Consider the following 26,172-nt stretch of genomic DNA (forward strand, 5'->3'; position numbering starts at 1 on the left):
TGGTTTAGCGCCCTGCAGCCGCCACGCTGATGTCCACCACGCGCTTGGTGGTGTGGCCGTAAATGCGTGCCCACTCCGCCGGGTTCGTGGTGTCCGGCAGGGACTCCGTATCGCCCACCTCGGCGAGCACGGCCTGATCCACATGGCGCGCCGCAATACCGTGGGTGGTGTCCGCGCCACTGTCTGCTGCTTCCACGCTGTGCAGCGCTTCCTTGATGGCCAGAGTCTTCGCCCGATCCACGATGTTCGCCAGCATCGCGCCGCTGACGAAATCCGCCCAGTACAGATCCTGGGTCGTGCCATCGGCGAAGTGCAGTGTGACGTAACGATGCGCGGGATCCTTGGCGAACAGCTGCTCGGCGATCCGGCGGCGCAGGAAATCCACCGCCTGAACCACGCCACCCTGTTCCTCCACTAGGGCGGGGCTCACCGGGATGTCGCTGGTGAGATGCTTGGCAAGAATGTCCGTAGCGGCGTCGAGATCAGGACGTTCAATCCGGATCTTCACATCCAGGCGACCGGGGCGCAAAATGGCGGGATCAATGAGTTCCTCGCGGTTCGAGGCGCCGATGATGATGACGTTGCCGACGGCCTCCACACCATCGAGCTCGCTGAGCAACTGCGGGACGACCGTGGACTCCATATCCGAAGACACGCCCGTGCCGCGGGTGCGGAACAGGGCCTCCATCTCGTCGAAGAAGACGATCACTGGCCGGCCGGAACTGGCTACGCGGCGGGCCTGCTCGAAGATCTGGCGCACCTGGCGCTCGGTCTCGCCGACAAACTTGTTGAGCAGCTCGGGGCCTTTGACGTTGAGGAAGTACGAGGTGTCGTCCGTTCCCATCGACTTGGCCAGCGAGTTGGCCACGGCCTTGGCGATGAGGGTCTTGCCGTTGCCGGGAGGGCCGTACAGCAGCACACCCTTGGGCGGGCGCAAGCCGTACTGGGTGTAGATCTCCGGGTGGAGGAAGGGCAGCTCCACGGCGTCGCGGATCTGGGAAATTTGGCGGGATAGGCCGCCGATATCTTCGTACGAGACGTCCGGGACCTCCTCCAGAACAAGGGAGCTGACCTCCTGGCGAGGCAGCGCCTCAAACGCCCAACCCGAACGCCGATCGACGATGACGGAATCGCCCGTGCCGACCTCCTTGGCAAGCACATCCTCGCGCAACTCGCCGGCGACTTTGACCACGGATTCTTCGCCGACCTTGTCCGCCACGATGAGGCGATTGCCGACGATCTCAACCACCTGGGCGATATCGCCGGAATCCTGATAGCCGGTGGCCTCCACGACCTGCTGACCCTCGCCGAGGCGCACGGTGGAACCGGGGGTGAGGCTAGCGCGGTTGACCAGCGGTGAGACCATGAGCCGCATGCGACGCCCCGCGGTGAACACTTCCGCGGTCTCGGCCTTAGGACCGACCTCGAGGAGGGTGCCGTAGGTGCTGGGTGGCTCAGCGAGTGCCTCTAGGCGGCCGTTGAGCTCCGCCAGCTTGGCGCGGCTGGCCTGCAGCATGTCGACGAGCTTCGCGTTGCGGGCACCGAGGGTGCGGTTGGCGGCTTGGAGCTCGCGCAGCGACGTGGGGCCCTGCGACGTGCGCTGAGCTGGCCCCTGCGACGACTGCGGGGCCGCGGCGGAGCTGCTGTCATGTGCTTCCGGCGTGTTCTGGGTCATAGTTATAACCATACTAAGCCCAGAGACAGCGGTGGAGTGCCGGGGTTAGCGGCGTGCCCTGCGCTGTGGCCGCGGGGCCGTGACACCATCGGCGAGGCGACGCGCCCAGATAAGAAACGCCGTGTGCGCATTCATGCGATGCTCTGGTCGGGTGGCGAGCCCCTCGACCTTCCACTCGCGAACCAGGGACTCCCACGCCTTGGGTTCGGTGAAGCACCCGGTCTCGCGGATGCCCTCCATGACCTTCATAAGTTGCGGGACGGTGGCCACATAGGTCATGAACACGCCGCCGGGGATGAGGATGTCCTTGACGGTATCGAGCATCTCCCACGGCTCGAGCATGTCGAGCAGAACGCGGTCCACTTCGCCAACGTCTTCTTTACGAACCTCCTTGAGGTCGCCTAGGCGCAGATCCCAGTTCGCGGGGTGCCCACCCATGTATTCTGAGACGTTCTTCTCCGCGTACTCCAGGTGGTCTTCGCGGATCTCGTAGCTGATGACCTTGCCGTGCTCGCCGACTGCGCGGAGCAGCCACATGCTCATTGCACCCGAACCGGCACCGGCTTCCAGCACAGTCGCGCCGGGGAAAATATCGCCTTCGACGAGGATCTGCGCCGCATCCTTCGGGTAGATCACGGCGGCGCCGCGCGGCATGGACAGCACGTGGTCCACGAGCAGATGGCGGAAGCATAGGTACTCCCCCGCCCCGGACGACGTCACCACCGTGCCCTCGTGCTGCCCGATGATGTCATCGTGCTTGATTTCGCCCTTGTGGGTGAAGAAGCTCTTGCCTTCTTCCAGGGTGATTGTGAAGTGGCGGCGCTTGGCATCGGTGAGCTGAACGCGGTCGCCTGCGGTGAATCGGCCGGAGTATGCCATGGGGTTAGGGTGGAACTTTCTGCTAGGAGCTAAGGCTTCGTCAAGTGCTCCATCCTAGGTGAGGAGGGGCGTAAAACCTAGGAGCCGGGGTGCCGGACGATGACTGCGGTGCCGGACGGTAGGCGCGGTTGGTAAGGGGGTAGTAGGCGCGGACGTCGGGCTGGGTTTCAAGGTCGTTAGACTTGGTCGTTGTGAAACCTAGCCTTGCCCTTTCCCCATCCCGCGCCAACGACTACCAGCAATGCCCGCTGCTGTACCGCTTCCGGGCCATCGACAAGCTGCCGGAGCCGAAGACTGTCGCCCAGGTCAAGGGCACGCTGGTTCATGCCGTTCTCGAGGACCTCCACAAGCTACCCCGCGGTGAGCGCACCTACCCGGCCGCCGTGAAGATGCTCAAACCCCGGTGGGAAACCATGGTCGACAAGGACGCTGAGCTGAAGGAACTCGTTCCCGTCGACGCCACCATGGATTTCCTCGTGGAGTGCCGCGAACTCGTTAAAGGGTATTTCCGCATGGAGAACCCCGAGGGTTTTGATGCCACCGACTGCGAAAAATACGTGAACTTCACTCTGCCCAACGGTGTGCCGGTGCGCGGATTCATCGACCGAGTGGATACTGCTCCCACCGGTGAGGTGCGCGTGGTGGACTATAAGACGGGTAAGAAGCCACTTCCCCGCTACTCCCAGCAGGCCAAGTTCCAGATGCTGTTCTACGCCCTGGTGTGGTGGCGCATGACCGGGGAGATTCCGGCTCAGCTGCGCCTGATGTACTTGAAGGTGGCCGACGACATGGTCCTCAGCCCGTCCCCCGCCGAGCTGAACTACTTCGAGCGTGACGTGGAGAAGTTGTGGGCCCAGATCATGCACGACGTCGAGACGGGTGAGTTCGCCCCGCGCACGTCGAAGCTGTGTGATTGGTGCCCCCACCAGGACCTCTGCCCCGCGTTCGGCGGCACCCCGCCGGAGTACCCGGGCGCGCCGGGCTAGCCAGTCAGCTGCGCGCCGGCTCTGCCCGCCAACTCCACGCCAACTTTGCCCGCCAACTCCGCGCCGACTAGCGCGTGATCGGCTGATCCTGGTCGTCATAGAGCGTGCCCTGGAACGTGGGGCTCAAGAGATTCTCGACACTGAGAACCTCATCGAGGGTCTCTTCATCCAGCAAGCCCTTGTCCAGAACCAGTTGCCGAACGGGCTTACCGGTCTTGGCGGCTTCCTTACCGATCACGTCACCGTTGTGGTGGCCGATGAGCGGGTTGAGGTACGTGATGATGCCGATGGAATTGTCCACGTAGTGGCGGCAGACCTCGGGATTTGCGGTGATGCCCACGACACACAGCGTGCGCAGCGTTGTGCAGGCGCGAGCCAGGTAGCGCACGGACTCAAACACGCACTGAGCGATGACCGGCTCCATGACGTTGAGCTGCAGCTGTCCGGCCTCGGCCGCCATGCTGACGGTTACATCGTTGCCGAACACCTTGAAACAAATCTGGTTGACCACTTCCGGGATCACCGGGTTGACCTTGGCCGGCATGATCGACGAACCGGCCTGACGCTCCGGCAAGTTGATCTCATTCAACCCAGCACGCGGCCCGGAGGACAACAGGCGCAGGTCGTTACAAATCTTCGATAGCTTCATCGCCACCCGCTTCACCGCGGCGTGGGCGTTGACGTACGCTCCCGTGTCGCTGGTGGCCTCGATGAGATCACGTGAAGGCTTGATTTCGATGCCCGTCACCTCGTTCAACGCCTCGATCACGGCAGCCTGGTAGCCGGGTGGCGTGTTGACCCCGGTGCCGATCGCGGTGGCGCCCATGTTGACCTCACGCAAATGCTCCTGTGCGCGCTCGAGCTGCAGCCTCTCCTCCGCGAGGTTGAACGCGAAGGCGCGGAACTCCTGGCCCAGGGACATCGGCACGGCGTCTTGCAACTGCGTGCGCCCCATCTTCAGGATGTTCCGAAACTCATTGCCCTTTGCAAGGAACGCGCGCTCGAGGGCGTCGAGATGCTTGGTGAGCTGGTCGATAGCGAAGTGGAGGCCCAGGCGGAATCCCGTAGGGTACGCATCGTTGGTGGACTGCGACATGTTCACGTCATCGTTGGGGTTGATGACGTCGTAGCTGCCCTTGGGCTCGCCGAGGTGCTCGAGGGCGAGGTTGGCGATGACCTCGTTAGTGTTCATGTTCACCGACGTGCCGGCGCCGCCCTGGAACACGTCGATGGGGAATTGATCCATGCAGCGGTGGTTAGTGAGGACGTCGTCGCATGCCCAGATGATGGCCTCAGCCTTGTGGTTGGGAAGCGCATGTACATTCCGGTTCGCGATGGCCGTGGCCTTTTTCACCATGACCATCCCGCGGATGAACTCCGGGATCTGGTTGATGGTGGTGCGGGAGATCTGGAAGTTGTCCACGGCGCGGAGGGTGTGCACGCCGTAGTAGGCCTCCTCCGGCACCTGCATGGGGCCGAGCAGGTCTACTTCCGTGCGGAAGCTCTCGGCGGATCGTGCCTTCTGCGAGTAGGTCTCGGCAGAGGTGATGATGTCGGTGGACGCCACGACCTTGCCGGAGGTGGAGGCAAGCGCGTTCGGTGACGGGGTTGGGGTTTCAGACATGGGTGGGGTCCTTTGTACGGTGAGCGTGCGATCGACGTTGGATCGGCGTGCAATCGACGTGCGATCAGCTATCGACGGGTCTGCTATCGGCGACCAGGCCATTTTTTGTGGCGGCTTAGTCGCGTCAGTTACCCCACCCTAACGCGAATTTGGTGGTTGGTGTGGAAGCTCGGTGGATGCGTGCGTTTTCCCAGATCACAGTTATATTTGCAGCTCTATTTCTCGCGAGGAATCCCAACCTTACACGTGTATTGTTCAACACATTCACCTTATTGTCGACGCCTGTTTGCTGCAGCGATGTAGTCACGCCGGTAGACACCGCCGATGGGCGCTCGGTTGTCGCGGGAGGGGGTGAGCTATGGGGGTGACCGTGCGTCCCGGTGCTGTGAGTCCGTGGCGTGTTGAGCATGTGGGCGCCGTGTTGCGCGGTGGGTCCTGGTGCTGACTTCTGCGAAGTGTTGCGCGGCGGGTCCTATGGCTGCGTCATGGAGGTTGGTCTCTGCGAGGAACCGAGGGTGCTCCGGTGTAAAGGACCTCAGCGGACGGAGGGTTGGCGCTGTGGCGGTCTCTAAGGTAGGCCATAGGAAGCGGATGTGCTGCGAAAATATCTACCGAAGGGGTACGTTGAGCGCTGATTTTTGTACATTTCGGGCCAACATTTCGCAGCAGATCTGCTACCTAGCGTGTGGGACGGCTCGATCCTGCGCCTGGGCAGGCCGGACGCGCCTCGAGCCCCAGGCACGAGTAACCTGGCCGTGCTTCGGGCCTGGGCACGAGCAACTTGGCCGCGCACCGAGCCCTAGGCGCGGGTCACTTGAACGCGCACCGAGTCCGAGCGCGGTGGTCGTGGGTGGGTGCAGGGCGCGCTAAATAGCTCGGTAGCTCGATAGCTAGAGGGCTCTAGATGCGGGCGATGCGGATGTCAGAGGCCAAGATCGCCTCCGCACCCAGCGCAGACAGCTCGTCCATGAGCGAGTTAGCCTGGGCACGCGGCACCATGGCACGCACCGCGACCCACTCGGGATTCGCCAAAGGGGCGACCGTCGGAGCGGACAAGCCAGGAGTGATGGCCGAGACCTGATCTAGGTTCTTGCGCGGCACGTTGTAATCGAGCATCAGGTACGTCTGCGCATGGAGGATGCCCTCGATGCGCTTGATCAAGACACGCTGCTCGTCCGTTACCGTGGCGCCCTTGCGGCCCACGATCACAGCCTCCGACACACATAGTGCCTCACCGAACGGCTTCAGGCCTTGCTTGCGCAGGGTCCGCCCGGTCGAAACCACATCGGCGATTGCGTGGGCCACGCCGAGGCGGGTGGAAATCTCCACTGCCCCGTCCAAGCGAATGACCTCCGCAGAGATGCCCCGCTCCTTCAAATCCTTACGAACCAGGTTCGGGTAGCTGGTGGCAATGCGCTTGCCCTCCAGCTTGTCGATGCTCCACTCTTCGTCAGCTGGCGCGGCGTAGCGGAAGGTCGAGGCGCCGAAGCCTAGTTCTAGCAGCTCGTCGACCTCTTCCCGGCAGTCGGCGGCGAGGTCGCGTCCCGTGATGCCCATGTCTAGGTGGCCGGAAGCGATGTAGATGGCGATGTCCTTGGGGCGCAGGAAGTAGAACTCCACACCGTTGGCCTCGTCGGCCACGGTGAGGGACTTGGAGTCGCCGCGGGTTGCGTAACCTGCTTCTTTGAGAATTTCGGTCGCTTTTTCCGAAAGCGAGCCCTTGTTGGGAACTGCAACGCGGAGCATAGAACCGCTGCCAGCCTTTCTATCGCATGAAGAGAGGAATGAGAGGAGAAGAGTACGGGGAAACCCCACCGATGGGCCCCGAGGTCTACAGATGCTTGTAGACGTCCTCGGGCTTGAGCCCACGGTTGATCATAACCACCTGCAGCCAGTAAATGAGCTGGGAGATCTCCTCGGACAGCTCATCATCCGACTGATACTCGGCGGCCAGCCACACCTCGCCGGCTTCTTCCATGATCTTCTTGCCCAGGAAGTGCACGCCACGGTCGAGGGCCTCGACGGTGCCGGAACCCTCGGGCCGCTGCTCCGCCTTGGTGGCTAGTTCCTTGAACAAAGACTCAAAGTTCTTTAGTGCGTTCTCTGATTCACTTGTTGATTCACTCTTTGATTCGCTCACGTGCTTCATTGTCTCATGACCGTGATCCATCGCGAGTGTCGGTTCCGACTTTGCGGTACCAGAAGACTCCACGCCGGAAGTCGACGATGCTGACGGAGAAGTAACCTCCGCGTCCTCATACAAACCCCGGAGGTCCGCCAAGGTGAAACCCTTCAGATCCTTGTGGCCGGGCCGAAGCTGCTCCAAGGTGGGCACGCCCTCGGGGATTTGCGTGGAATCATCCGTCGGAATGCCCACCACCCGGCATCCAGCCCGCTGAGCAGCCAACATGCCCGTGGTGGAATCCTCCAACACTAGGCACTCGTTCGGGTGCACACCGCACCGGCGAGCCGCCTCCTCATAAATATCCGGCTCAGGTTTACCAGCCGGGACCTCGTCACCACACAGCGTGAAATCGAAGTGTTCCACACCGATCGATCGCAAGCTCACGTTCGTCAACGCGCGATTCGTGTTCGTCACCAGTGCCATCGGGGTCCCCTGCCCTGCTGCTGACAACGCATCCGCCTCAGCGAGGATCTCCGGCACACCAGGGCGGAACGGTAGCTGGGTGGAGAGCAGCTCCTCGACACGCCGATACATCCATGCGACCCAGTGGTCCACTGTGGCGTCGTCCATAGAAAGACCAGCGTGAGCGCCACAGATCCGGACAGTGTTGGGCGTGGTGCAACCCACGGTCTTTGCCCTGACCTCGGGCGTGAGCGGGCGGCCCATCGCCTCCCCTAGCTCGTACGTTGCGATGCCCCACAGTGGCTCCGAGTCCACGAGGGTGCCGTCCATATCCCACAAGATTGCCTTCATGATGGTTCCACCCTAAGGCAGCCCGGCGGCAACCGCAGAATGGGCACGGGTCGGTGGGATCCCCTCAGTTAGCCCCGGAATAGCCCCGAATTAGCCCCGCGGGAACCCCGGAGGTTTGTAGGCTCGTACGCATACGTACGTTTCGGGCGGAAACGTAACCCGAAACCGACTCCCTAAACGCAAACAATCACAAACAACCGCAAAGGACCACCGCACACGATGACTGCCACCCCACCCACCGACAACGCTTACTTCATCGCCAACGGCAGCCACGACGCAGACGGGCTCACCTACCGCGACTACCAGCCCACGAAGCACACCGAAAGCCCCTGGGGCGAGGGATTCCAGCACGGCTCCCCGCCTGCCGCGCTGGTGGCCACGGTGCTCGAGGATGGCGCCCGCGACAACGGCCTCGATCTCAACGCGGGCCGCTTCTCCCGCATGACCGTCGAAATCCTCGGCGCCGTGCCGCTCACTGAGCTGCGCACCCGCGCGCAGGTCATCCGCCCGGGCAAGCGCATTTCCCTGCTCGAGGCCGTGGTGGAAGACGAATCCGGGCGCGAGTACATCCGTGGCACCGGCTGGTGGATCAAGGGCTCCGATTCCGCCTCCATCGAGCGGGGCGTCGGCGAGGACATGCCGGGTCCGGAAGGCGCCACCTCGGCCGATGACTTCCTCGGCCGGTGGTCCTCGGGCTACATCGACTCCATCGAGGTCACCCGCGCCCCGCTATCCGACCAGCAGCTTGCGATCAAGAAAAACCGCAATCGCAACATCTACTGGAGCCGCACCGACCTGCCCGTGGTCGCCGGCCGCGAGGACTCCCCGTGGATGCGCGTGATGAAGACCGTCGATATCGCCAATGGTCTCAACAACATCCTCGACACCGACGAGTGGACCTACATGAACGTGGATACCACTGTGTACCTGCACCGTCTCATGCGCGGCGAGTGGTTGGGGCTCAACGCGGAGGCCAACTATGGCGCAGACGGCATCGGCACCACCGTGACGCGCATCTACGACGAGCACGGCCCTATCGGTAGCTGCAACCAGGGGCTGATCCTCAACCGACGCTAGTCCCCGCCACTAATCCACGCGTCTAGTCCCCGCCGCTGGTCCCCGCGTTTAATCGATCAGCACCGCTTCGGTATGCGCCCGCAGCACCGCCGGGCTCGCGTGCACCTCGCTGGCCAGCGCGCCGATGAGCTCCAGCAGATCCTGAATCTCCTCGTCATCGAGGATCGCATTGTCGTGGTCCTCCGACAGGTCCGCCAGCTTCCGCAGATCCGGCGTGATCACCGCGGCCAGCGCCAGCGAGATCGCGTCCGGCTGGCTCGCCCCTGCGGTCTCGTCCGGGCCCTGGTCGGTCTCTCCGCGCACCACCGTTGAGCTCTGACCGCGGTGCACCGGAGTGTCGTCGAGCATGATCTCCGCGCTCGTAGCGATCCGAGCCAAGGCCGCCGGGTCCTTCTGTCCGATCGCCCGGCCGGCGGATACCAGGCTGTGGACGATCTTCTGCGCCTCGTCGACGACCTCCGCGGGATACGGCGGTTCCCAGAATTCTTTGTCTTCGTCCCGGAGGTAGCTGCCCGTCGCCATCGCGGTGAGGTTGTCGAGGAACTCGCGCGCGGCGGCGTCGGTGGCTGTGCTCAGCGACGTCTGCGCCTTGTGCGAGTTCCGTTCAGTCCGTTCAGTCCGTCCAGTCCGTGGAGTCATGGTGCAAGCCTTTCGGTTGTGGTTGCACTCATGGTAGCGCTACACCCGCACTCCTAGCAGCGCATACAGCGCGCTCCTCACCTTTTGTGCCGCCGTTGTCGCCGCGGTTGTCTCCGCAGTAGTCTCCACCTTTATATCCGACGCCGCCAGGCTCCGACCATCCTGTGCCTCCTCGTCGGGGCGTGCCAGGAGGCGCTGCGCGAACTGATCCATCGCGGCGAGCGCCCCCGGAGTGTCGAGATCCTGAGCAATCCGGGCTGTGATGTCCTGGATGACGTCACGCACCTCCTCTGCTGTTGGTGCGGTCCATCCGTTCAGTGCGGACTCCTCGGCACGGCGAAGCGCCTCGCGCCAGGTGGAAAGTCGCTGCTCGGCGGTGGCGAGAACCTCGTCCGACCAGTCGCGATCGCCGCGGTAGTGGCTAGCAAATACGCCCAGGCGAATTGCTGACGGGTCGTGCCCCTGCGCGGTGAGCTTAGACACAAAGACGAGGTTGCCCAGCGACTTGCTCATCTTCACGCCATCGAGGCCGATCATGCCGGCGTGCACGTAGTGCTCAGCCATCCGGGGGGTGTTGTGCGCGGCCTCGGCGTGGGCTGCGGAGTACTCATGATGAGGAAAGCGCAGGTCGCTGCCGCCACCTTGGATGGCGAAGGACGCCCCCAGGCGGTTGGTGGCGATAGCGGAACACTCGATGTGCCAGCCCGGTCGGCCCGCGCCGAAGGGCGCCTCCCACGCGGGTTCGCCTTCGCGGTGGGCGCGCCAGAGCAGGGCATCGAGCGGGTGCCGTTTGCCGGGGCGGTCGGGATCTCCACCGCGCTCGGCAAACAGTTCATCCATGGTGGATTCGTCGTACCGAGATTCGTAACCGAACTGGGAGGTGAAGGTGTGGTCGGCGTAGATGTCCGGGTACTCGTCATCGAGCTGGTAGGCGGCGCCGACCTCGAGGAGACGCTCAACCATCGCGACCACTTCATCGATGGATTCCATCGCGCCAATGTAATCGCGAGGCGGGATGACCTCGAGTGCCTCCATGTCACTGCGGAACAGGTTGATCTGGCTGGTTCCGAGTTCTCGCCAGTCCACGCCGTCGCGCTCGGCGCGCTCGAATAGTGGATCATCAACGTCGGTGATGTTCTGTACGTAGTGCACCGGCGAGCCCGTCGCAATGAGGTAACGGTTGATGAGGTCGAACGTGAGGTAGGTGGCCGCGTGCCCCAGGTGCGTGGAGTCATACGGGGTGATTCCGCAGACGTACACCCCGACCTCGTGGCCGGGATCGGGGCGCTTGACGGGTTTCACCGCGTCATTTGCGGTGTCGTAGAGAAAGAGCTCTGGTGCTTGAACACCGGAAGTATCAGAAGTATCAGCAGTATTAGCAGTATCTGCAATGTCGAGCTTGGGTATTTCAGGATTCGGCCACGAGTGCATGAAAGCCAAGTTTATGGTTGCAGAACTCCGAATGCCAGTAGACCCATAACCAACAGGCCGAAGGGAATACGCCACGCAGCAAACCAGGCGAAGGAGTGGTGGGCGACGAAGCGCAGCAGCCAGGCGATGGAGGCATAACCCACCACGAAGGCGATGGCCGTGCCCACGAGCAGCTGCATGCCGCTGGCGGCCTGGCCCGCCTGCGGAGCGAACGCATCGGGCAGGGAAAACAGTCCGGAAGCTAACACCGCGGGGATCGCCAGCAAGAAAGAAAAGCGCGTGGCAACCTCGCGGTCGAGGTCGAGGAACAAACCTGCGGACACGGTGCCACCGGAGCGGGACACACCGGGAATCAGCGCCAGGCACTGAGCCAGGCCCATGATGACGGCGTCCTTCATCGTCAGTTCGCCGAAGCTGCGCTGTCTGCGGCCCACACGCTCGGCCACGATGAACACGAAAGAAAACAGCACCAGCATGGCGGCAGTGATCCACAGGTTGCGCAGATTCTCGCGGATGACGTCCTTGCCCAAGTACCCAAGAATGGCCACCGGGAGCGTGCCGACAATCACCATCCACCCCATGCGGTAGTCGAAGCGGTCGCGGTAGGTACGCACGCCGTGCTTGCGCTGCCAGTCCGTGATCTGCTCCCCCACGCCCTTGAACCATGCCGTGAGAATGTTCCAAATGTCCTTGGCGAAGTACACGAGCACAGCCAGCTCCGTACCCAGCTGGATCACAGCGGTGAACGAGGCGCCGGCGTCCTCGCCCCAAAAGAGCGAAGAAATGATGCGGAGGTGCCCGGAAGAAGACACCGGAAGAAACTCGGTGAGGCCCTGTACTAGAGACAAAATGATTGTCTGTGCCCACGACATGTCAGTAGTCATGAGCACAGAGCTTACCCCTTGAAGCACTGCTGGTAGCGTTGACCATGTGAAACTCAGCCGAAGCTCCCGACGAACTCGAATGATCCTGCCAGCTATCGCCTGCGCGACTCTCCTCGTAGCCGGATGCAGCTCCAACGGCACTGGAGACGCCCCATCCGACCAAGGATCCGGCCAAGGCGACAACCAAGCGCCGGTGGCAGGCACTCCCGCCGAGGCCGAAGTCTCGCCGCCCGCCGCGGCGAACCTGCCCGGCTCGAGCTCCAAGGTCAACAGCGTGGCAAACGGTGCCACCATTATCGGGGCGGCGCGCGTTGGGCTCAACGGCACGGGGAACAACGACATGGTGGCCGTGTTGAGCCCCGGAAAATTGGACTACGTAGCGGCGTCGAACCAAAAAACCCCGAACCCGCGGACCGTGGACGGTAGCTGCGACCACATCTCCACCACCGCCACCGGCGTGGCCGTGAGCTGCAAAGACAAGGTCATCGAATACAACGCACAGGGCGAAGAAACGCGGACGATCAACACTGACGGCACGGTGACGAGCGCGACCATCGCCCAAGATGGCGATGCCCTGCTCGGCAAGAAGGACAGCGACCGCGTGTACTTCATCAACCCAGACGGCAAGCAGACGAAGGATGAGATCGTCAGCCGCAGCATCGACCAAACCGTGCTGGTGCGCCCCACCGAGGGCAAGGAAAAGGTCGCTGTGATTGACCGCGGGCAAACGAGCATCAACGACGTCTCGCTCGCGGACGAGGCATACACCGCCTCGCTGCGCATCGGCCAGGGCGTGGGCATGGCGGCCAGCGGACGCGGCGACGACGGCGTGGTCGTGGCCAGCGACACGCGCCAGAACCAAGTGATGCTCTACACGATGAACGATGTGGTGCGGCTGCACCAGTCGGCTCCCACCGGGGCCTCGCCGTGGGCCGTGGCGTGGGATAGCAACCGTTCGGTGGTGTGGGTGTCCACGACTCACGACAATAAGATCACTGCCTACAAGGTCCCCAACGGCACGCCCGAGAAGGTGGCGCAGTTCGACAGCATCGCCAACGTGCGGGGGTTGTTCGTGACTGGTGACGGCGGGCTCGTTGTGGTGGGCAAGACCGGCGATGTGCAGAAGCTCAGTGGCGACGAGGTGAAGGGGCTGGTCAAGCCGGGACCGCCCAATCAGCGTGATGGTGATTACCCTGCCCGTCCGGTGGGTGACGGGAACTGACGCGGGTTGCCTGAATGCCACAGTAGACTCGCTGGGCACAGTAGCCCCAAAACCCCGAAAAGAACGGGTAGCACGTAGGGCACGGAAAGCACCGAAAGCACCGAAAGCACCGCAAGCACCGTAGAGCACGGATAGCACGGAAAACTAGGAGAACGAACGATGGCCGACACAACAGACACCCCACGCTCCGCGCACCGCGGCGGCATCCTGCGCACTGCTCGTGGTGTGGGGTACGACGCAGCGCTGCGGGCTATGTTCCGCATGGCTCCCGAGCGGATTCACGGACGCATGACCGGAACGTTGTCTCGGCTGTCCCAATCCCCCAGTGCGCTGGCTGCGGTGGAGAAGATGTGGGCGGTGCACGACCCAGCGCTGGTGCAAACCGTTGCGGGTCTGACCTTCCCTAGGCCGCTGGGTTTGGCGGCGGGGTTCGATAAGGACGCGCTGGAGGTCAACGTGTGGGGGCCACTGGGCTTCGGCTTCGCGGAGATGGGAACGGTGACTGCGGTCGCACAGCCGGGTAACCCCACTCCCCGACTGTTCCGACTGCCCGAAGACAAGGCCCTGCTCAACCGCATGGGATTCAACAATGAGGGCGCGCGGGCTGCGGCTCTGCGCCTCGAACGCCGGCGCACGTCGGTGCCGATTGGTGCGAACTTGGGCAAGACGAAGCTCACGGACCCCGCGGTGGCGGCGAACGACTACCGGGAGTCGGCTAAGGCGCTGGGCGACACAGCGGACTACCTGGTCATCAACGTGTCCTCCCCCAATACGCCGGGTTTGCGCGATCTCCAAGCGGTCGATAGCTTGCGCCCGATTATTGCGGCGGTGCAGGACGAGTCGGATCGCCCGCTGTTTGTGAAGATCGCGCCGGACCTTAGCGATGACGACGTAGACGCGGTGACGGATCTCGCCCTGGAGCTGGGGGTCACGGGCCTCATCGCGACGAACACTACGATCAGTCGGGCGGGGTTGAAGACTGACCCCGGTTACGTGCGGTCTCTGGGCGCGGGCGGCATCTCGGGGGCGCCGGTGGCGAAGCGGGCTATGGAGGTGCTGCGGCGGATCTCTCGGCGCAGTGCTGCTGCTGATGGCGAGCTGGTGCTCATTGGGGTGGGTGGCATCGTGACGCCACAGGACGCCTGGGAGCGCATCGCGGCGGGTGCCCAGTTGCTGCAGGGCTACACGCAGCTGATCTACGGCGGCCCGGACTGGATCCGCGACATCCATCTGGGATTGGGCGAGCAGTTGCGCGCCCACGGGCTGAGTAATATCTCTGAGGCCGTGGGTACGGAACTGAAGTGGACGCTGGATTAGGTCGCTGGGTTATAGGTCGCTGGGTTAGATCATTGGGCTAGGCGCGTGCCTGTTTGGGGTGCGCGCCGGGATAGGCTCGCACGCCGGGTTAGGGGTGCGCGCCGAGATGAGATCGCACGCCGGGATAAGCGCGCGTCGGATTGGGGGTCGACGCCCAGTTGTGGAGCGTGGTTGGGCTCGGTGCCAACTGTGGCGGTTGAGCCCAACCATTCGCACCTAGGCTTCGGTCTCGGCCCATCCCCAGATAATGCCGCGGGCCGTAGCCTTGAAATTCAAATTAAAGCCCAGGACCGTGGGGGTCTGCCGGTCGTTGATATCCAGCTCCTCGCCTACAGCGTGGACGGCGAACAGGTATCGGTGGGGTCCGTGGCCTGCTGGGGGCTCGGCGCCGTAGTAACCCCAGGAGCGGCTATCGCCGCGCAAGGCAACGGCGCCCTCGGGAAGTTCGGTGAGACTGTCGTTTCCTGCGTCCAGTGGCAGGGAGGTGACATCGGCGGGGATGTTGAACACGGCCCAGTGCCAGAAACCGCTGGCGGTGGGGGCATCGGGGTCGAAGCAGGTAACCGCATAGGTCTTGGTTCCCTCGGGGCCGGGCTCCCAAGACAGCTGCGGAGAGATGCTCTTCTCGGCCAGCTGATCTTCGGGAAGGCGGTCGCCATCGTTGAAGGATTCGCTGGTCACCTTCAGCGCGGGAAGGTCGGCCAAGGGGGCGTACGGATCAGGACCGGGGAACCGATCGTCGATGTACGTGGGCTTGTGATTGGTGTTCGCGTTCGACATGTGCCCAAGAATACTGAAATGGGCCTTAGCCTGCAGGTATAGGTTATGGGGATATATCAAAAACTATCTGGGCTGCTCAGTCCTTGCTTGATTCGGTTGCTGGATGGCCGCTTGCTATCCGCTTGCTGGATGCTTGCTTGTTGATTGCACGTGGGGACGCTCCCTGTCATTAGTTCATCACTCGTTTGGTACTTGTTCGGCGCTCGGTCGGACCGATCTGTGGTCGGCGGTGTTGGCGACGAATCTTCTTCGGTGAATTGATCGTGCCGAAAGGGGTAATTTACCTGGGAATTTGTAAAAAGACACGGGTGGCATTAAAGTGACGGGAGCTACGGCCCACGGGGTCGGATCGCATCCCTGTCCGGGTGGCGGAATGGCAGACGCGCTAGCTTGAGGTGCTAGTGTCCTATTAACGGACGTGGGGGTTCAAGTCCCCCTCCGGACACACTTCACCATCATCGGTTTTCGACCGGTGGTGGTTTTTCTTTTTGCGTGGCTAATGCTTCGGGGCAAGGTTTAAGGCTCTCCCAGTTCTTTCGTTCTCGTGTGGCTGCGTCCGGATTCCGGACCGGCTCGGATTGGTTTGGTTCGGGTTTGGGGTGGGGTTCGGTGCAGGGTTGCTGGGTGTTGGTGGTCGGTCATGATGCTCGATCACTGCGGCGCCGTGTGGGTTGTGGTGGGTCGAACAGTGCTTGAACCTCCGTGCTACCCCAGTCCTGGTCGGTCACTTTGGCTCCGGGGGCTTGGCTGGCGGTGGTGGACGTATTGACCACCACTGTGTCACTCAACCGCGGGTGCGGACGCGGGCGTGCGCCAGAGCCACCACGGGATGGTTGCTCTTGAACAGTGCCTGATCCTTCCCGCGCGGTGGTTGATGTGGTTGGTGGTGGCGCCCCAGGCAGGTCCGGTAAGCCCTCATGAGTGTGGCGGGCTTCGCGCCAGCCGACGCGTCCGGAATCCGGATCAACCTCGGCATGGCCCATACCCACACCACCATCATGCTGATCCCTATTCATCCGGTGATGCGTCCGACACAACAACGTCAAATTATCAATGCTCGTTCGTCCCCCATGGGACCAGGCTTTGATGTGGTGAACATCGCAGTCCACCGCAGCCCGGTTACACCCCGGATACGCACAACACAGCTGCTCAGCAACAAGCATGAGTTTCTGCTCCACCGTGGCATGCCGCTTCATCCGCGCTGAAGCAAGGGCGCGTCCGGAATCCGGATCGAGAACCACCCCCAGATCATGCTCAGCCAACCCCAGTCGGAGAATATCGATCGGGTGCAGCCGGGCGTTGGTGTTGGTGGGAAACCACACGCTAGGTGCGTTGAGCGACTCGGCAGTACCAGGTGCCACGGGTGCCGAGTCAACGGCTCCGCTCGAGATGCTGCCGGTAGCGACGCTGGTGGCAGTGCCGCTAGTGATGGCACTAGCACCATCACCGGCACCATCACCGGCGTCATCATTGGTGGTGGGTAGTGTGGTGAGGTCCTTGGCCGACAGTGCCACCACCAAAGAGGCGAGTCCTCGTGTGCGTGGGGCGGTGGCGGCGTCAGCATCCTCGGCCCAGGTTTCCAACATGGACATGAACACATCCGCCCGGCGTTGCGCCATGGTCCTACGGTCCTCGTCTGTGTTCACCCCACGACTGCGATCGAAGGCCGCTAGCCGTGCCGGGGACATCAGGGTTTCCAACAATGCATGCCCAGTCCTAGGTAGGACGGCGGTGAGGCGGATGTTGCCGTGGGTGTCGGCGGGTGACCAGAGGAGTTTGCGCGCCCGGTAGTCAGCGGTCGGATCCACCACAGTGCTATTCAACGTGCGGACTTGGGTGCGCAGGTGGAGTTTGAGGTCGTCGACGGTGGTGGTGGTTGCCATGGTGGTGGCGTTGTCGAACAGGATGTGGTGATGCTCGGTGTGCAGGCTGGGGTGGAGGTGTTCGAGTTCGCGGTTGATCTCCGCCAGTTTCGCATCAGAGAGCTTGCGGGCTTGTTTCCGTGCCTGGGCTTGGGCGGCCAGGTGGGCTTGGTGGGCCTCGTGTGCCCGGCGGCGTTCGGCGAATTGGTCGGCACGACTCTGGGCAGCACCATCACCATCGTCGTCATTGTTGGCTGCGTCATCCTCAGGGGTGGTGGTGGTCTTATCTGCGGGTGGTTCAGGTGGTTTATACAGGCTTATCCCAAGGTTGATCCACTGTCGTGCTTGGTATTCGGAAGTGTCCAACAACCTGGCGAGGTAGGTCGATGTGCGTGTCGTGCCCGCCACACGGGAGATGCCCGCTTCGTGGGCGGCGTAAGCGAATGCGGCGTACAGGGTGTCGGTGTGGCTGATGGTTTTCAACAGGCGGATGATGTCGGCGCGGTGGGTGTGGAACAACTCGGCGGTCGGTGTGGTGAGGATGTCAGTGACCGTGGCCATGGACGCTTCGATGACATCAACATGCGTGGTCAGATCAGCGACACTGTCGATACTGGTATCGTTTGTGTGTTCGTCTTTTCTGGTTGGTTCTATGGTGTGTGGTGTGGTGGCCATGATGGTGGTTCCCCGACGATTCCCCTATTGTGGTCCCTGACTTGGCTTGAAGCATAACTCGCTATAGCTGGTAGAAAACCAATGTTTTCGGATGATGGTTGGCGTTTCCCCGCAGTGCGGTGCCCCCGTGTGGTGTTGTTACCTTCTATAGTACAGGCGTGTGGGACACCCAGCAAGAGGTTTCGGAAACAATTTCGAAAATATTTGGTTCCGGCAAGCACTCAAAAGGGGAGTTCCAAGCGAACGCCTATTAGGTGCGGTTGGCAGGAGCCGCCTAAGTCTCTACAGTGACTGCCCGCTGCGTCTAGCCTGCAGATTCCCCACTTGTCGCCCCGCTTTCTACAGTCCCCGCCCCCTGACCACCATTTCTACAGCCCCCGCCCCTTGATCACCGTTACTAAAGTTCCAGCCCCTCAAGCAACACGAGCCTCAACTAGCCCCACGCTGTCTAGTGAACCTCCCTACTGGCTCGTCAATCCTCCGTTCTACAATGATGCGTATGAACTCAGAGCGGAACTTTCCGCCCAACGCGGAACGCCAATTCGGCGCACACGATGGCTCGGGCTCCGGTACCAACGCCGACACGAGCAACCGCTCCCGCTCCACCAACCGCTCCCGCACCACCAGCAATCCCCGCTCCAGCAACCGCCCTCGCAACGTAGTCCTCCGCGCGTTCCGTGCGTGGTGGAGCTGGAAACTCAAGCACCGCCTCCTGAGCATTCTGATCCCCGTAGCGCTCGTGGTCGCCGTCATTGCTGTCCCCACACCCGCCGTCGACGACATTCGCACGTGGGTCGGATCCACCGGCGTGTGGGCGCCACTCGCCTACCTTGTACTCATGGTCGCCTTCACCCAATTCCCCGTCCCCAGGACCGTGTGGACCATCGCTGCGGGCGTTCTTTTCGGCAGCCTTAAAGGCAGCATGCTCGCACTGCTTGGGCTCGCGATCTCCGCGGCATTGTCCTACACCCTCGTTCGCCTGCTCGGCCGAAGTTGGGTCAACAAACGCGTCACATCCGACGGCCGACTTGCCAGCCTGCAAGACGTCATCGTGGAGCGCGGGTGGGTAGCCGTCCTAGGGCTTCGGATGGTGCCTGCGGTCCCGTTCTTCCTTCTCAACTATGCCTGCGGTCTCGGCGCGTTCCCCGTCATCCCGTTCCTCGCTGCCACGGTCCTCGGCTCTGCTCCGAATACTGTCGCAACTGTCATGGCCACGGATGCCGTGGCAACCGGCAGTAGTCCGTGGGTCCTCCTCGTGAGCTTGGTGGTCGTAACCGCTGGCTTCATTCTGTCCGCGCGGGAGTTCCGCCTGTGGACCAAGTACATCAGGCGACGCACGGCAACAAGCCAAGCACTTTAGGCAGCAGGCCAAGCACTTCAGCCGACGCACACGAGCAGACCACGCGCACCTGAATAGTCAAGACACAGGGGTAGACAACCCGGAATAAACCACAGGTGGAGTACATTGAAGGCATGTTTGCCGTTCACGCCTCCTACCGCGGCCGCTCTCGTCGGCGGGCTGACTATGTTCGGGATGTCGCTAGCGCCCTCGAACAGTCCAGCATGGTCGACGCCATCTATGCCAAAGGCGTGGAAGATTTTGTCTGTGTGACCACCGGACCAGAAGACACAGGGGGCCTTGTACTCTCCCTGCTTCAGGCCGGGGACTTCGCCATCTCCATCGGTGCGGTTGTGGGTGCGGAACAACTTATTCTCGACGACGACGCCAGCGATGACGCAACAGAAGAATCCGCTGAGGAGGCCGAACTTCGCCGAGAAACGATCGCGGCCGCTCAGCGAGCGATGAAGCCTGCAGCGAAAGCTGGATCGGTGGCCGTACGGGTAGAGAAGGCAGGCCCTGGCGGCGTACTCGCCCCTGGCCGGGCTGCAGACATCGCCGAAGATATTACCTCGGCATTTACTTTGCTAGCGCACGTCTTGGGGCGTCGAACAAAAGAGGGCCGCGAGGCCACTGCCCTGCTGCGGGCCGGGCACCTGCAGTCCGAAGCGGCGCAGATCGTGGGCATCAGCAAGCAAGCCATGAGCCAACGGCTCCATGCCGCTGGCTGGCACGCGGAGCAGGCCGGGTGGAGCTTGGCCGTGCACATGCTGGCGCGAGTGGACGAGCTAGCGGCAACCGGATACTAACCGCCGCAGCAGCAGCCACTGCAGCTACTGCGGTTGAGCATCCCCGTCAGCCTGGGCGTTCGGCTGTGAAGCATCTGTCGGGGCGGGCGCGCGATGTGCAGGCTGCGAGCCGATCGAGCGTTGAGAGGTCTCCCCGACCCCGCCCCCGACATCGCCCTCGGTATCCACCGGGCGGTTGGCCACAGCGTTGGCGGCCGCGACCGCCTCTGCGATCTCCGGGGACGAAGCGGTGCTGAACCAATCTTCGGAGCTGGATTCTTCGGCCTGCTCGCGCGTGTGGTCATCCACTGGGCTGGGCTCGTAGCGGAACACGCCCTCCTCGTCCTTCTTGGCCATGGCTCGGGCGAACTGCTCCAGGGAATCCCCGAACTGCATGGGGATCATCCACGTCTTGTTCGCCGAGCCCTTGGCCATCTCCGGCAGCTTCTCGAGGTACTGGTAGGCCAAGACCTCCGGTGTGATCTGGGCAGACTTGATGGCGGCGTTGACCTTCTGAACAGCCTTCGCCTGGCCCTGTGCCTCGATGTACTTCGCAGCACGCTGGCCTTCGGCGCGGAGAATCGTCGCCTGTCGCTCGGCCTCAGCGGCGAGGATGTGCGCGTGCTTTTCACCCTCAGCGGACAGGATGCGAGCCTGCTTCTCACCCTCGGCGGTCTTGATATCCGACTCGCGCCGACCCTCGGCGGTGAGGATCATCGCGCGCTTCTCGCGGTCCGCCTTCATCTGCATCTCCATGGACTGCTGAATGGACGGTGGCGGATCAATGGCCTTGAGCTCCACGCGGGCGATGCGCAGACCCCAGCGGGTCGTGGCGGCGTCGAGCTCTCCGCGCAGGCGGCGGTTGATCACTTCGCGGGAGGTGAGGGTTTCTTCCAGCGTCATGCCACCGACCACGTCGCGCAGTGTGGCCACGGAGATCTGCTCCACACCCACGATGTAGTTGTTCACACCATAAATAGCCAGCGCGGGGTCGTTGATCTGGAATGTCACGACGGTATCGATGGCCACCGTGAGGTTATCCTGCGTAATCACCGCCTGCGGCGGGAAGCTCACAACCTGCTCGCGGGTGTCGACCTTGTCGCGAATGCGGTCAATGAAGGGAATGAGGAACGTCAGTCCCCCGGACACCGTGCGGGTGTACGTTCCCAAACGTTCAATAATGGCCGCCTCGCCTTGCGGGATCAGCGCAATAGATTTCATCGCGATGATGACAACGAGGACAAGCACAACTGCGAGAACAATGATTCCACTCATGTTCGTGCCTTCCGATCTGTCTTTAAGTTAGTCTCTGGATCTTTCTTCGGACTTATCTCTGAATCTATCTTTTGACTTGTCTCTTGTTCTGCCTTTCGACCTAATCTTGGTCAGCATTTTGGTCAGCCCTTCGACCGATAAACGGTCATTCCTTAACTTTATGACTGACCTATGGCTGACCTATGACTGACCTATCGCGCGACTGCCCTACGGCATGTGAACTGCCCGAGCTGCCGAGTACGCCACATGCTTCACAGGTGCTTCCACACTACAGCCGTGGTGCCGTCAATCTGCAGCACGCTAACCGTCTCCCCCTCCGCGAAGGTATCGCCGGGGTTCGCCGCCCGGGCCGACCACAACTCGCCGGCGATCCGCACCATGCCGCCCGCGTGATCAGCATCGGTCACGGGCTCCACAACGGTGGCCTTCTGCCCCTCCAACTGCTTCGGGGTGAACTGAGTCTGCTGCTGGGGGGTGAGCAGACGCTTGCGCAATATGGGCCGCACTCCCAGGATCGTGATTGCCGCGGATACTGCGAACACGGCGACCTCCGCCCACACGGGAATGTCGGCGATAGCCACTCCGGCGGTAATCAATGCAGCCACCGCCAGCATAAGTAGTGAAAAGTCCATCACGGCGAATTCGGCGAGTGCCAGAACTCCCGCGGCTATCAGCCAAATAATCGGTCCCATGCCTACCGAGTCTAAAGGCAACGGTCTCAGAATTCCGGCGGCACCGTCACAAAGTCGATGAGCCGCTCCACGGCTCCGATGAGCGTGGAGTCCAGATCCCTAAACGTGTGCACCGACGAATACACTCTCCGCCACCCGTCGCGCGGGTCGCCCCACCCGAGCTGCTGGCACACACCCGTCTTCCAATCGATGCCGCGCGGCACCTTGGGCCACTGCCGGATCCCCACGCTCGCCGGCTTCACGGCCTCCCAGATATCAATATAAGGGTGGCCGGTCACCATCACGTGCGGCCCCACGTTGCGGGTCAAGGCAGTTTCCTTGGTGCCTTCGATGAGGTGGTCTGCCAGCACGCCCACGCGCCGCTCGGCGGTCGGCTGGAATTCTTTCAGCATCGCGGGCAGATTATCGAGGCCTTCGATGTACTCCACCACTACGCCCTCCACGCGCAGATCGTGACCCCACACCTTCTCCACAATCGCGGCATCGTGCACGCCCTCCACCCAAATGCGCGAGGGTGCCGCCACCTTCGCCTGGACGTTGGCCACCCGCCGGGAACCCGAATTGCTTCGCTGTGGCTGCGCCGGGATCATCCTGGGATCCACGTAACGAGTCAAGGTAATTGGCTTGCCTTCAAGGAGGAATGCCCCCTCGCGCAGCTTGAACAACCGGCTGCGCCCGTGGCGGTCTTCGAGCCGAATGAAGTCGCCCTCCGCCGTCTTTTCGCCTCCGATGACGGCACCCACGAAATCATCCGCAATGACTTCCACGACCATGCCGAGTTCTGGCGTCACCCTAGGGTAACGAGGTGAGGCATTGCGAGAATGGCCACGAAGAATATCGCCCGAGTACGGGTCGCGATTGTTGAAGCTCATGGTCAACCAGCTTAGGCTAGAGCGAATGACACATCCCGAGTCAGTCTCCCTCCGGGAGCAACTGTGGTCGCCCGTGCAGAACACTGCGGCATGGCTGGGCTGGTGGGCCCACGGGGCAATCAGCACCGATGAGCTCATCGACGCCTTCGCCGCCGTTCAGGGCAAGGCTCATTCTTTTATTCCCGACGCCAACCTCGGCGATTCCCCAGCCCGCCCCGGGATCACCGAGATGCTGCGCTTTGTCCGTGCGGCCACGGACGGCGCGCCCGTGGGTGTGGAGCAGCGGCCGCTCGTGAGCTTGTCCCTCACCGGGCCTGGGGATGCCGCGTTCGTACCAGCGGGATCGGATGCGGCCCGGGAACTCATCGCCGCTGGGGCGGGGCTCGTGGTGGCCGATGCTGACCCCGACGTGACCCACGTGCTCATCCCCAGCGTGCACCCCGAAGGCATCGTGGAGTGGCGGCACATCCGTGCTGTGGGTCCGACCGCTGCCCTGCCCGTGTACAGCCCTGGCGAGGCGGATCAGATGCTGCGGGAGGCCTCTGACCGGGCTACTCAGCTGATTAGGGCCTCCGGCTACGTGCCTCAGGGGCGGTCGCAGGTGGATCGAGCTCGGTTGGCCGTGGGTGCGCTGCATGATGCCTTTGGACTGCCAGGCCTGCCACCGGGGATGGCGCCGCGAGCGGCGGGACTCATGGCGCGGGCCGATACGGTGGCGGCCATTGTCGAAGTCACAAAAAGCTCCCATGTGGGAGCTAGTGTGGATCCGCACGTGTTGCCTCTCATGCGGGCGGTGCGTACCGCGCGCATGGTGGCGATTGATTACGCGATGCGGGAGCTGGTGCGTGAGCAGCTGTCTTAGGGCTTCAGCCTCAAGCCTTCAGCCTCAGATGGTCTGAATCACTCGATCATGCGAACCGCGTAGGGAGCAATGCCACCCCAGCGGACTGGCGAGATCTGCACGGTGGAGCCGGACTGTGGCGCCTCGATCATCTGACCATCGCCCAGGTACAGAGCCACGTGGTTGGAACCACCCGGGCCCCAGAAGAGCATGTCACCCCTCTTGGCCTCGCTCACCGGCACCTGGCGGCCGGAGGTGTACTGGTAACCGGAGTAGTGCTGCAGTTCGATGCCCACGGCGTAGAAGGCGTACATCATGAGGCCGGAGCAGTCGAAACCAACCTTCGCGTAGTCTCCGTAGCTGTCGGCAACGCCGCCGTCGCGAATGCCCTTCGTGGGGCCGTAGTAGTTGCCACCACCCCAGGCGTATGTCACGCCCAGCTGGCTGCGGGCCCGCTCGATGACTCGCTCGATCTGCTGGGCAGCCGTGCCGCTGGAATCGACGGAGGCATCGGACGGTGGCAGATCCTGGTTGGTCTGAGCCTGGTTGACGGCATCCTGAACTGGGTCGGCCACGGCATCGACAGGGGCGTTATCCTCACGCTGGGGTGCGTTGGTGTCCGCGGCGCCACCTTCGGTACCGGTGATGCCATCGGTGCCACCGGTTCCGGTGTTGTCGACACCCATCGCCGCGTCGTAGGCGTTTCCGGCAGTTTCCCGACCGGCATTGGCTGCGGCGCTGATGGCGCTCTGAGCACTGCCACCCGCGTTGGCGGTTGCGAAGCCTGCCATGGCGGCATCTCGGCCAGCTGCTGCGAGGCCGTCGAGTGCCTGCTGGCGCTGGTTATCGCCGGCAGCGGAACCTTCGAAGTCGGTTGGAACGTCCTGCATCTCTGGCAAGGTTGCCGGGTCTTCGGACGCCGGAGTCTTGTCCTCGGTCTTGCTCTCAGCAGTTGCGTCCTGTTGCTCGGTTGAGTTCGCGGACTCAGACTCGGTGGGCTCGGTGGGCTCGGTGGGCTCATTGGGCTTCGTAGCCTCGGCAGGAGCTGCGGACTCCGTGGTCGTTGCGGAGTTCTCCGGCTTCTCAGCCTTCGAGTCAGCAGCCTTACCCGCACCATCAGCTGCGGCTTCGGCAACGCGGCGCTTATCCCAGCTCGATGCCTGCGGGTGCGTGTTGCTGAAAGCGTCAACAGCCTTGCGTGCGGCTTCCAGTCGCTTCTGGGCTGCGTCGCGTTCAGCGACGAGCTTCTTGTAGGCAGCCTGGATGTCCTTGAGCTTCTGCTGGGAGGAAGCGAGCGCCTCGGATGCTGCCTTGTACGCATCCAGAGCGGCGGACACTGCCTGGTCGGCGGAGTTGCGGGAATCGCGAAGGGTGGATTCCTCGTTGGCCGTTTGCGTGCGAGCCAGGTCAAGCCTCTGGACTTCATTTTGCTGCTTCTCGCTCGCCATGCGGATGTAGCTCGCACGATCCAACGTGTCGGCTGCGGCATCGCCGCCGCCTGCCGCAAGGTGCACGGGCGTAGCGTCGCCGCCCTGCGCGTAGGCAGAGCGAGCGATCTCATCCAGTCGCTTCTGCGCCTCTTGCACGTCCTTATCAGACTGCTTGAGGCGACCACGGGCATCAAGCACCTGGTTCTGCGCCTCTTGCGCCTTCTTCTGGCTTTCGGTGAGATCGACGCGGGCCTTGTTCGCGCTCTCGCGCAGGCCGCCCATCTCACCTTCCATGGTGGTGACCTGATTCTTGGTATCGGTCGCCTGGTTCACCAGATCGGCTAGGTAGCTTTCGACAGATGCGTCATCCTGGGCAGAGGCGAACGTTGTGCCCTGGAACGTCACGCCGGCGGTGACGGCGAAGGCCAGCAGGGCTCGGGAAGACCGGGCGATGTTGGTCGCCGCTCGCGGACGGCTGAGTGGACGAAGGTTCACGTTGGTTACTCCTGCAAACTTTAGGCTTCGTAACAGGCTTGGACCCGGTCCGGCTGGCCACACTTCCCCATGTGATCAGTACCGGTCCCGAGGTCTCAGTCTCAAATGTCACTTTGAGATCAACCCGTTACAAAAGTTGACATGTGGAACCCTAGGGCACGGTGATCAGAGAAGTGAACTTCTTCAACATAAGTAACAGCTGTCTCGTAAGTCCCTTGAGTCATAGCTATTGCCTTGACCTGCGTTATTAGTCGTAAAAAGATTTACTGTGAAATACATCACAAAAACTAGCGCGGTGGCGTGTTGGTTTGATTATTGCTAGCAAACCCTACTCAAGTCTAAATACTTGATTGAGGTAGGTCACGTCTCAGGGCTTGACTACGGTGAATTGCGGGAACGAAAAGACCCCATGAGCTAAATGTGACTCATGGGGCTGATGTGACAGTTGTGA

21 protein-coding genes and 1 tRNA gene are annotated in these 26,172 nt (G+C 62.5%); 8 read left to right on the forward strand and 14 right to left on the reverse strand.

Annotated elements, in window-relative coordinates:
* Positions 1-4: 4 nt before the first annotated feature.
* Complete coding sequence (gene arc / locus LA343_RS07220; protein WP_025402665.1) at positions 5-1,675, reverse strand: proteasome ATPase; 1,671 nt, start codon at positions 1,673-1,675, stop codon at positions 5-7.
* A gap of 45 nt (positions 1,676-1,720) precedes the next feature.
* The gene (locus tag LA343_RS07225) at positions 1,721-2,554 is read right to left on the reverse strand and encodes a tRNA (adenine-N1)-methyltransferase (protein ID WP_025402666.1); all 834 of its coding nucleotides are present in this window, start codon (positions 2,552-2,554) and stop codon (positions 1,721-1,723) included.
* 191 nt (positions 2,555-2,745) lie between these two features.
* Between LA343_RS07225 and LA343_RS07230 the strand changes: the two genes are divergently transcribed.
* Positions 2,746-3,540 carry a RecB family exonuclease gene (locus tag LA343_RS07230; RefSeq protein ID WP_052337650.1) on the forward strand — a complete coding sequence of 265 codons (795 nt, stop codon included), beginning with the start codon at positions 2,746-2,748 and terminating at the stop codon, positions 3,538-3,540.
* Between the two features lie 67 nt (positions 3,541-3,607).
* Here the strand turns inward: LA343_RS07230 and aspA are convergent, their stop codons facing one another.
* The 3 genes from aspA to LA343_RS07245 all read right to left on the reverse strand — a co-directional run bounded on the left by aspA (position 3,608) and on the right by LA343_RS07245 (position 8,102).
* The gene (gene aspA / locus LA343_RS07235) at positions 3,608-5,164 is read right to left on the reverse strand and encodes an aspartate ammonia-lyase (protein ID WP_025402668.1); all 1,557 of its coding nucleotides are present in this window, start codon (positions 5,162-5,164) and stop codon (positions 3,608-3,610) included.
* A gap of 900 nt (positions 5,165-6,064) precedes the next feature.
* Complete coding sequence (gene hisG, locus LA343_RS07240; protein ID WP_025402669.1) at positions 6,065-6,910, reverse strand: ATP phosphoribosyltransferase; 846 nt, start codon at positions 6,908-6,910, stop codon at positions 6,065-6,067.
* An 85-nt stretch (positions 6,911-6,995) separates the two neighbouring features.
* Positions 6,996-8,102 (reverse strand): phosphoribosyl-ATP diphosphatase, encoded by a 1,107-nt coding sequence (locus tag LA343_RS07245; RefSeq protein WP_039910914.1) that lies wholly within the window; start codon positions 8,100-8,102, stop codon positions 6,996-6,998.
* Positions 8,103-8,321: 219 nt separating this feature from the next.
* Here LA343_RS07245 and LA343_RS07250 point away from each other — a divergent pair, with 219 nt between their 5' ends.
* Positions 8,322-9,179 carry a thioesterase family protein gene (locus tag LA343_RS07250; protein ID WP_025402671.1) on the forward strand — a complete coding sequence of 286 codons (858 nt, stop codon included), beginning with the start codon at positions 8,322-8,324 and terminating at the stop codon, positions 9,177-9,179.
* Between the two features lie 48 nt (positions 9,180-9,227).
* On the opposite strand, the gene LA343_RS07255 is transcribed toward LA343_RS07250, so the two are convergent.
* Genes LA343_RS07255 through LA343_RS07265 form a run of 3 tightly spaced genes read right to left on the reverse strand, consistent with a single transcriptional unit; the run spans position 9,228 to position 12,133 of the window.
* Entirely contained in the window at positions 9,228-9,818 is a 591-nt protein-coding gene (locus LA343_RS07255; RefSeq protein WP_025402672.1) for a hypothetical protein, read from the reverse strand.
* 39 nt (positions 9,819-9,857) lie between these two features.
* On the reverse strand, positions 9,858-11,249 hold the full coding sequence (gene mshC / locus LA343_RS07260; RefSeq protein ID WP_025402673.1) for a cysteine--1-D-myo-inosityl 2-amino-2-deoxy-alpha-D-glucopyranoside ligase: 1,392 nt from the start codon (positions 11,247-11,249) through the stop codon (positions 9,858-9,860).
* Between the two features lie 11 nt (positions 11,250-11,260).
* Positions 11,261-12,133, reverse strand: a complete 873-nt coding sequence (locus LA343_RS07265; RefSeq protein WP_025402674.1) for an undecaprenyl-diphosphate phosphatase — start codon at positions 12,131-12,133, stop codon at positions 11,261-11,263.
* 79 nt (positions 12,134-12,212) lie between these two features.
* Between LA343_RS07265 and LA343_RS07270 the strand changes: the two genes are divergently transcribed.
* Positions 12,213-13,355: a hypothetical protein gene (locus tag LA343_RS07270; protein WP_025402675.1), complete on the forward strand. Its 1,143-nt coding sequence runs from the start codon at positions 12,213-12,215 to the stop codon at positions 13,353-13,355.
* 159 nt (positions 13,356-13,514) lie between these two features.
* Positions 13,515-14,672 carry a quinone-dependent dihydroorotate dehydrogenase gene (locus LA343_RS07275; RefSeq protein WP_025402676.1) on the forward strand — a complete coding sequence of 386 codons (1,158 nt, stop codon included), beginning with the start codon at positions 13,515-13,517 and terminating at the stop codon, positions 14,670-14,672.
* Between the two features lie 216 nt (positions 14,673-14,888).
* Here the strand turns inward: LA343_RS07275 and LA343_RS07280 are convergent, their stop codons facing one another.
* Positions 14,889-15,452: a YbhB/YbcL family Raf kinase inhibitor-like protein gene (locus LA343_RS07280; protein WP_025402677.1), complete on the reverse strand. Its 564-nt coding sequence runs from the start codon at positions 15,450-15,452 to the stop codon at positions 14,889-14,891.
* 359 nt (positions 15,453-15,811) lie between these two features.
* Here LA343_RS07280 and LA343_RS07285 point away from each other — a divergent pair.
* Positions 15,812-15,897, forward strand: a tRNA-Leu gene (locus LA343_RS07285).
* 193 nt (positions 15,898-16,090) lie between these two features.
* Here the strand turns inward: LA343_RS07285 and LA343_RS07290 are convergent.
* On the reverse strand, positions 16,091-17,989 hold the full coding sequence (locus LA343_RS07290; RefSeq protein ID WP_025402678.1) for an HNH endonuclease signature motif containing protein: 1,899 nt from the start codon (positions 17,987-17,989) through the stop codon (positions 16,091-16,093).
* 499 nt (positions 17,990-18,488) lie between these two features.
* Here LA343_RS07290 and LA343_RS07295 point away from each other — a divergent pair, with 499 nt between their 5' ends.
* On the forward strand, positions 18,489-19,349 hold the full coding sequence (locus tag LA343_RS07295) for a TVP38/TMEM64 family protein (protein WP_025402679.1): 861 nt from the start codon (positions 18,489-18,491) through the stop codon (positions 19,347-19,349).
* Positions 19,350-19,462: 113 nt separating this feature from the next.
* Positions 19,463-20,137, forward strand: coding sequence for a hypothetical protein (locus tag LA343_RS07300; protein ID WP_025402680.1), 675 nt, complete (start codon positions 19,463-19,465; stop codon positions 20,135-20,137).
* A 24-nt stretch (positions 20,138-20,161) separates the two neighbouring features.
* Here LA343_RS07300 and LA343_RS07305 read toward each other — a convergent pair whose 3' ends face one another.
* The 3 genes from LA343_RS07305 to LA343_RS07315 all read right to left on the reverse strand — a co-directional run bounded on the left by LA343_RS07305 (position 20,162) and on the right by LA343_RS07315 (position 22,955).
* Positions 20,162-21,391 (reverse strand): SPFH domain-containing protein, encoded by a 1,230-nt coding sequence (locus LA343_RS07305; RefSeq protein ID WP_025402681.1) that lies wholly within the window; start codon positions 21,389-21,391, stop codon positions 20,162-20,164.
* Positions 21,392-21,642: 251 nt separating this feature from the next.
* Complete coding sequence (locus LA343_RS07310; RefSeq protein ID WP_025402682.1) at positions 21,643-22,083, reverse strand: NfeD family protein; 441 nt, start codon at positions 22,081-22,083, stop codon at positions 21,643-21,645.
* Positions 22,084-22,109: 26 nt separating this feature from the next.
* A complete protein-coding gene (locus tag LA343_RS07315) occupies positions 22,110-22,955 on the reverse strand; it encodes a DUF3097 domain-containing protein (protein WP_025402683.1) in 846 nt (281 codons plus the stop codon).
* 25 nt (positions 22,956-22,980) lie between these two features.
* On the opposite strand from LA343_RS07315, the gene LA343_RS07320 reads away from it, so the two are divergent.
* The gene (locus LA343_RS07320) at positions 22,981-23,817 is read left to right on the forward strand and encodes an Rv1486c family protein (protein ID WP_025402684.1); all 837 of its coding nucleotides are present in this window, start codon (positions 22,981-22,983) and stop codon (positions 23,815-23,817) included.
* Positions 23,818-23,855: 38 nt separating this feature from the next.
* Here LA343_RS07320 and LA343_RS07325 read toward each other — a convergent pair whose 3' ends face one another.
* Positions 23,856-25,721: a DIP1281 family NlpC/P60 protein gene (locus LA343_RS07325; protein ID WP_025402685.1), complete on the reverse strand. Its 1,866-nt coding sequence runs from the start codon at positions 25,719-25,721 to the stop codon at positions 23,856-23,858.
* Between the last annotated feature and the right edge of the window lie 451 nt (positions 25,722-26,172).

This window comes from Corynebacterium falsenii, assembly GCF_020099275.1.
Lineage (GTDB): Bacteria > Actinomycetota > Actinomycetes > Mycobacteriales > Mycobacteriaceae > Corynebacterium > Corynebacterium falsenii.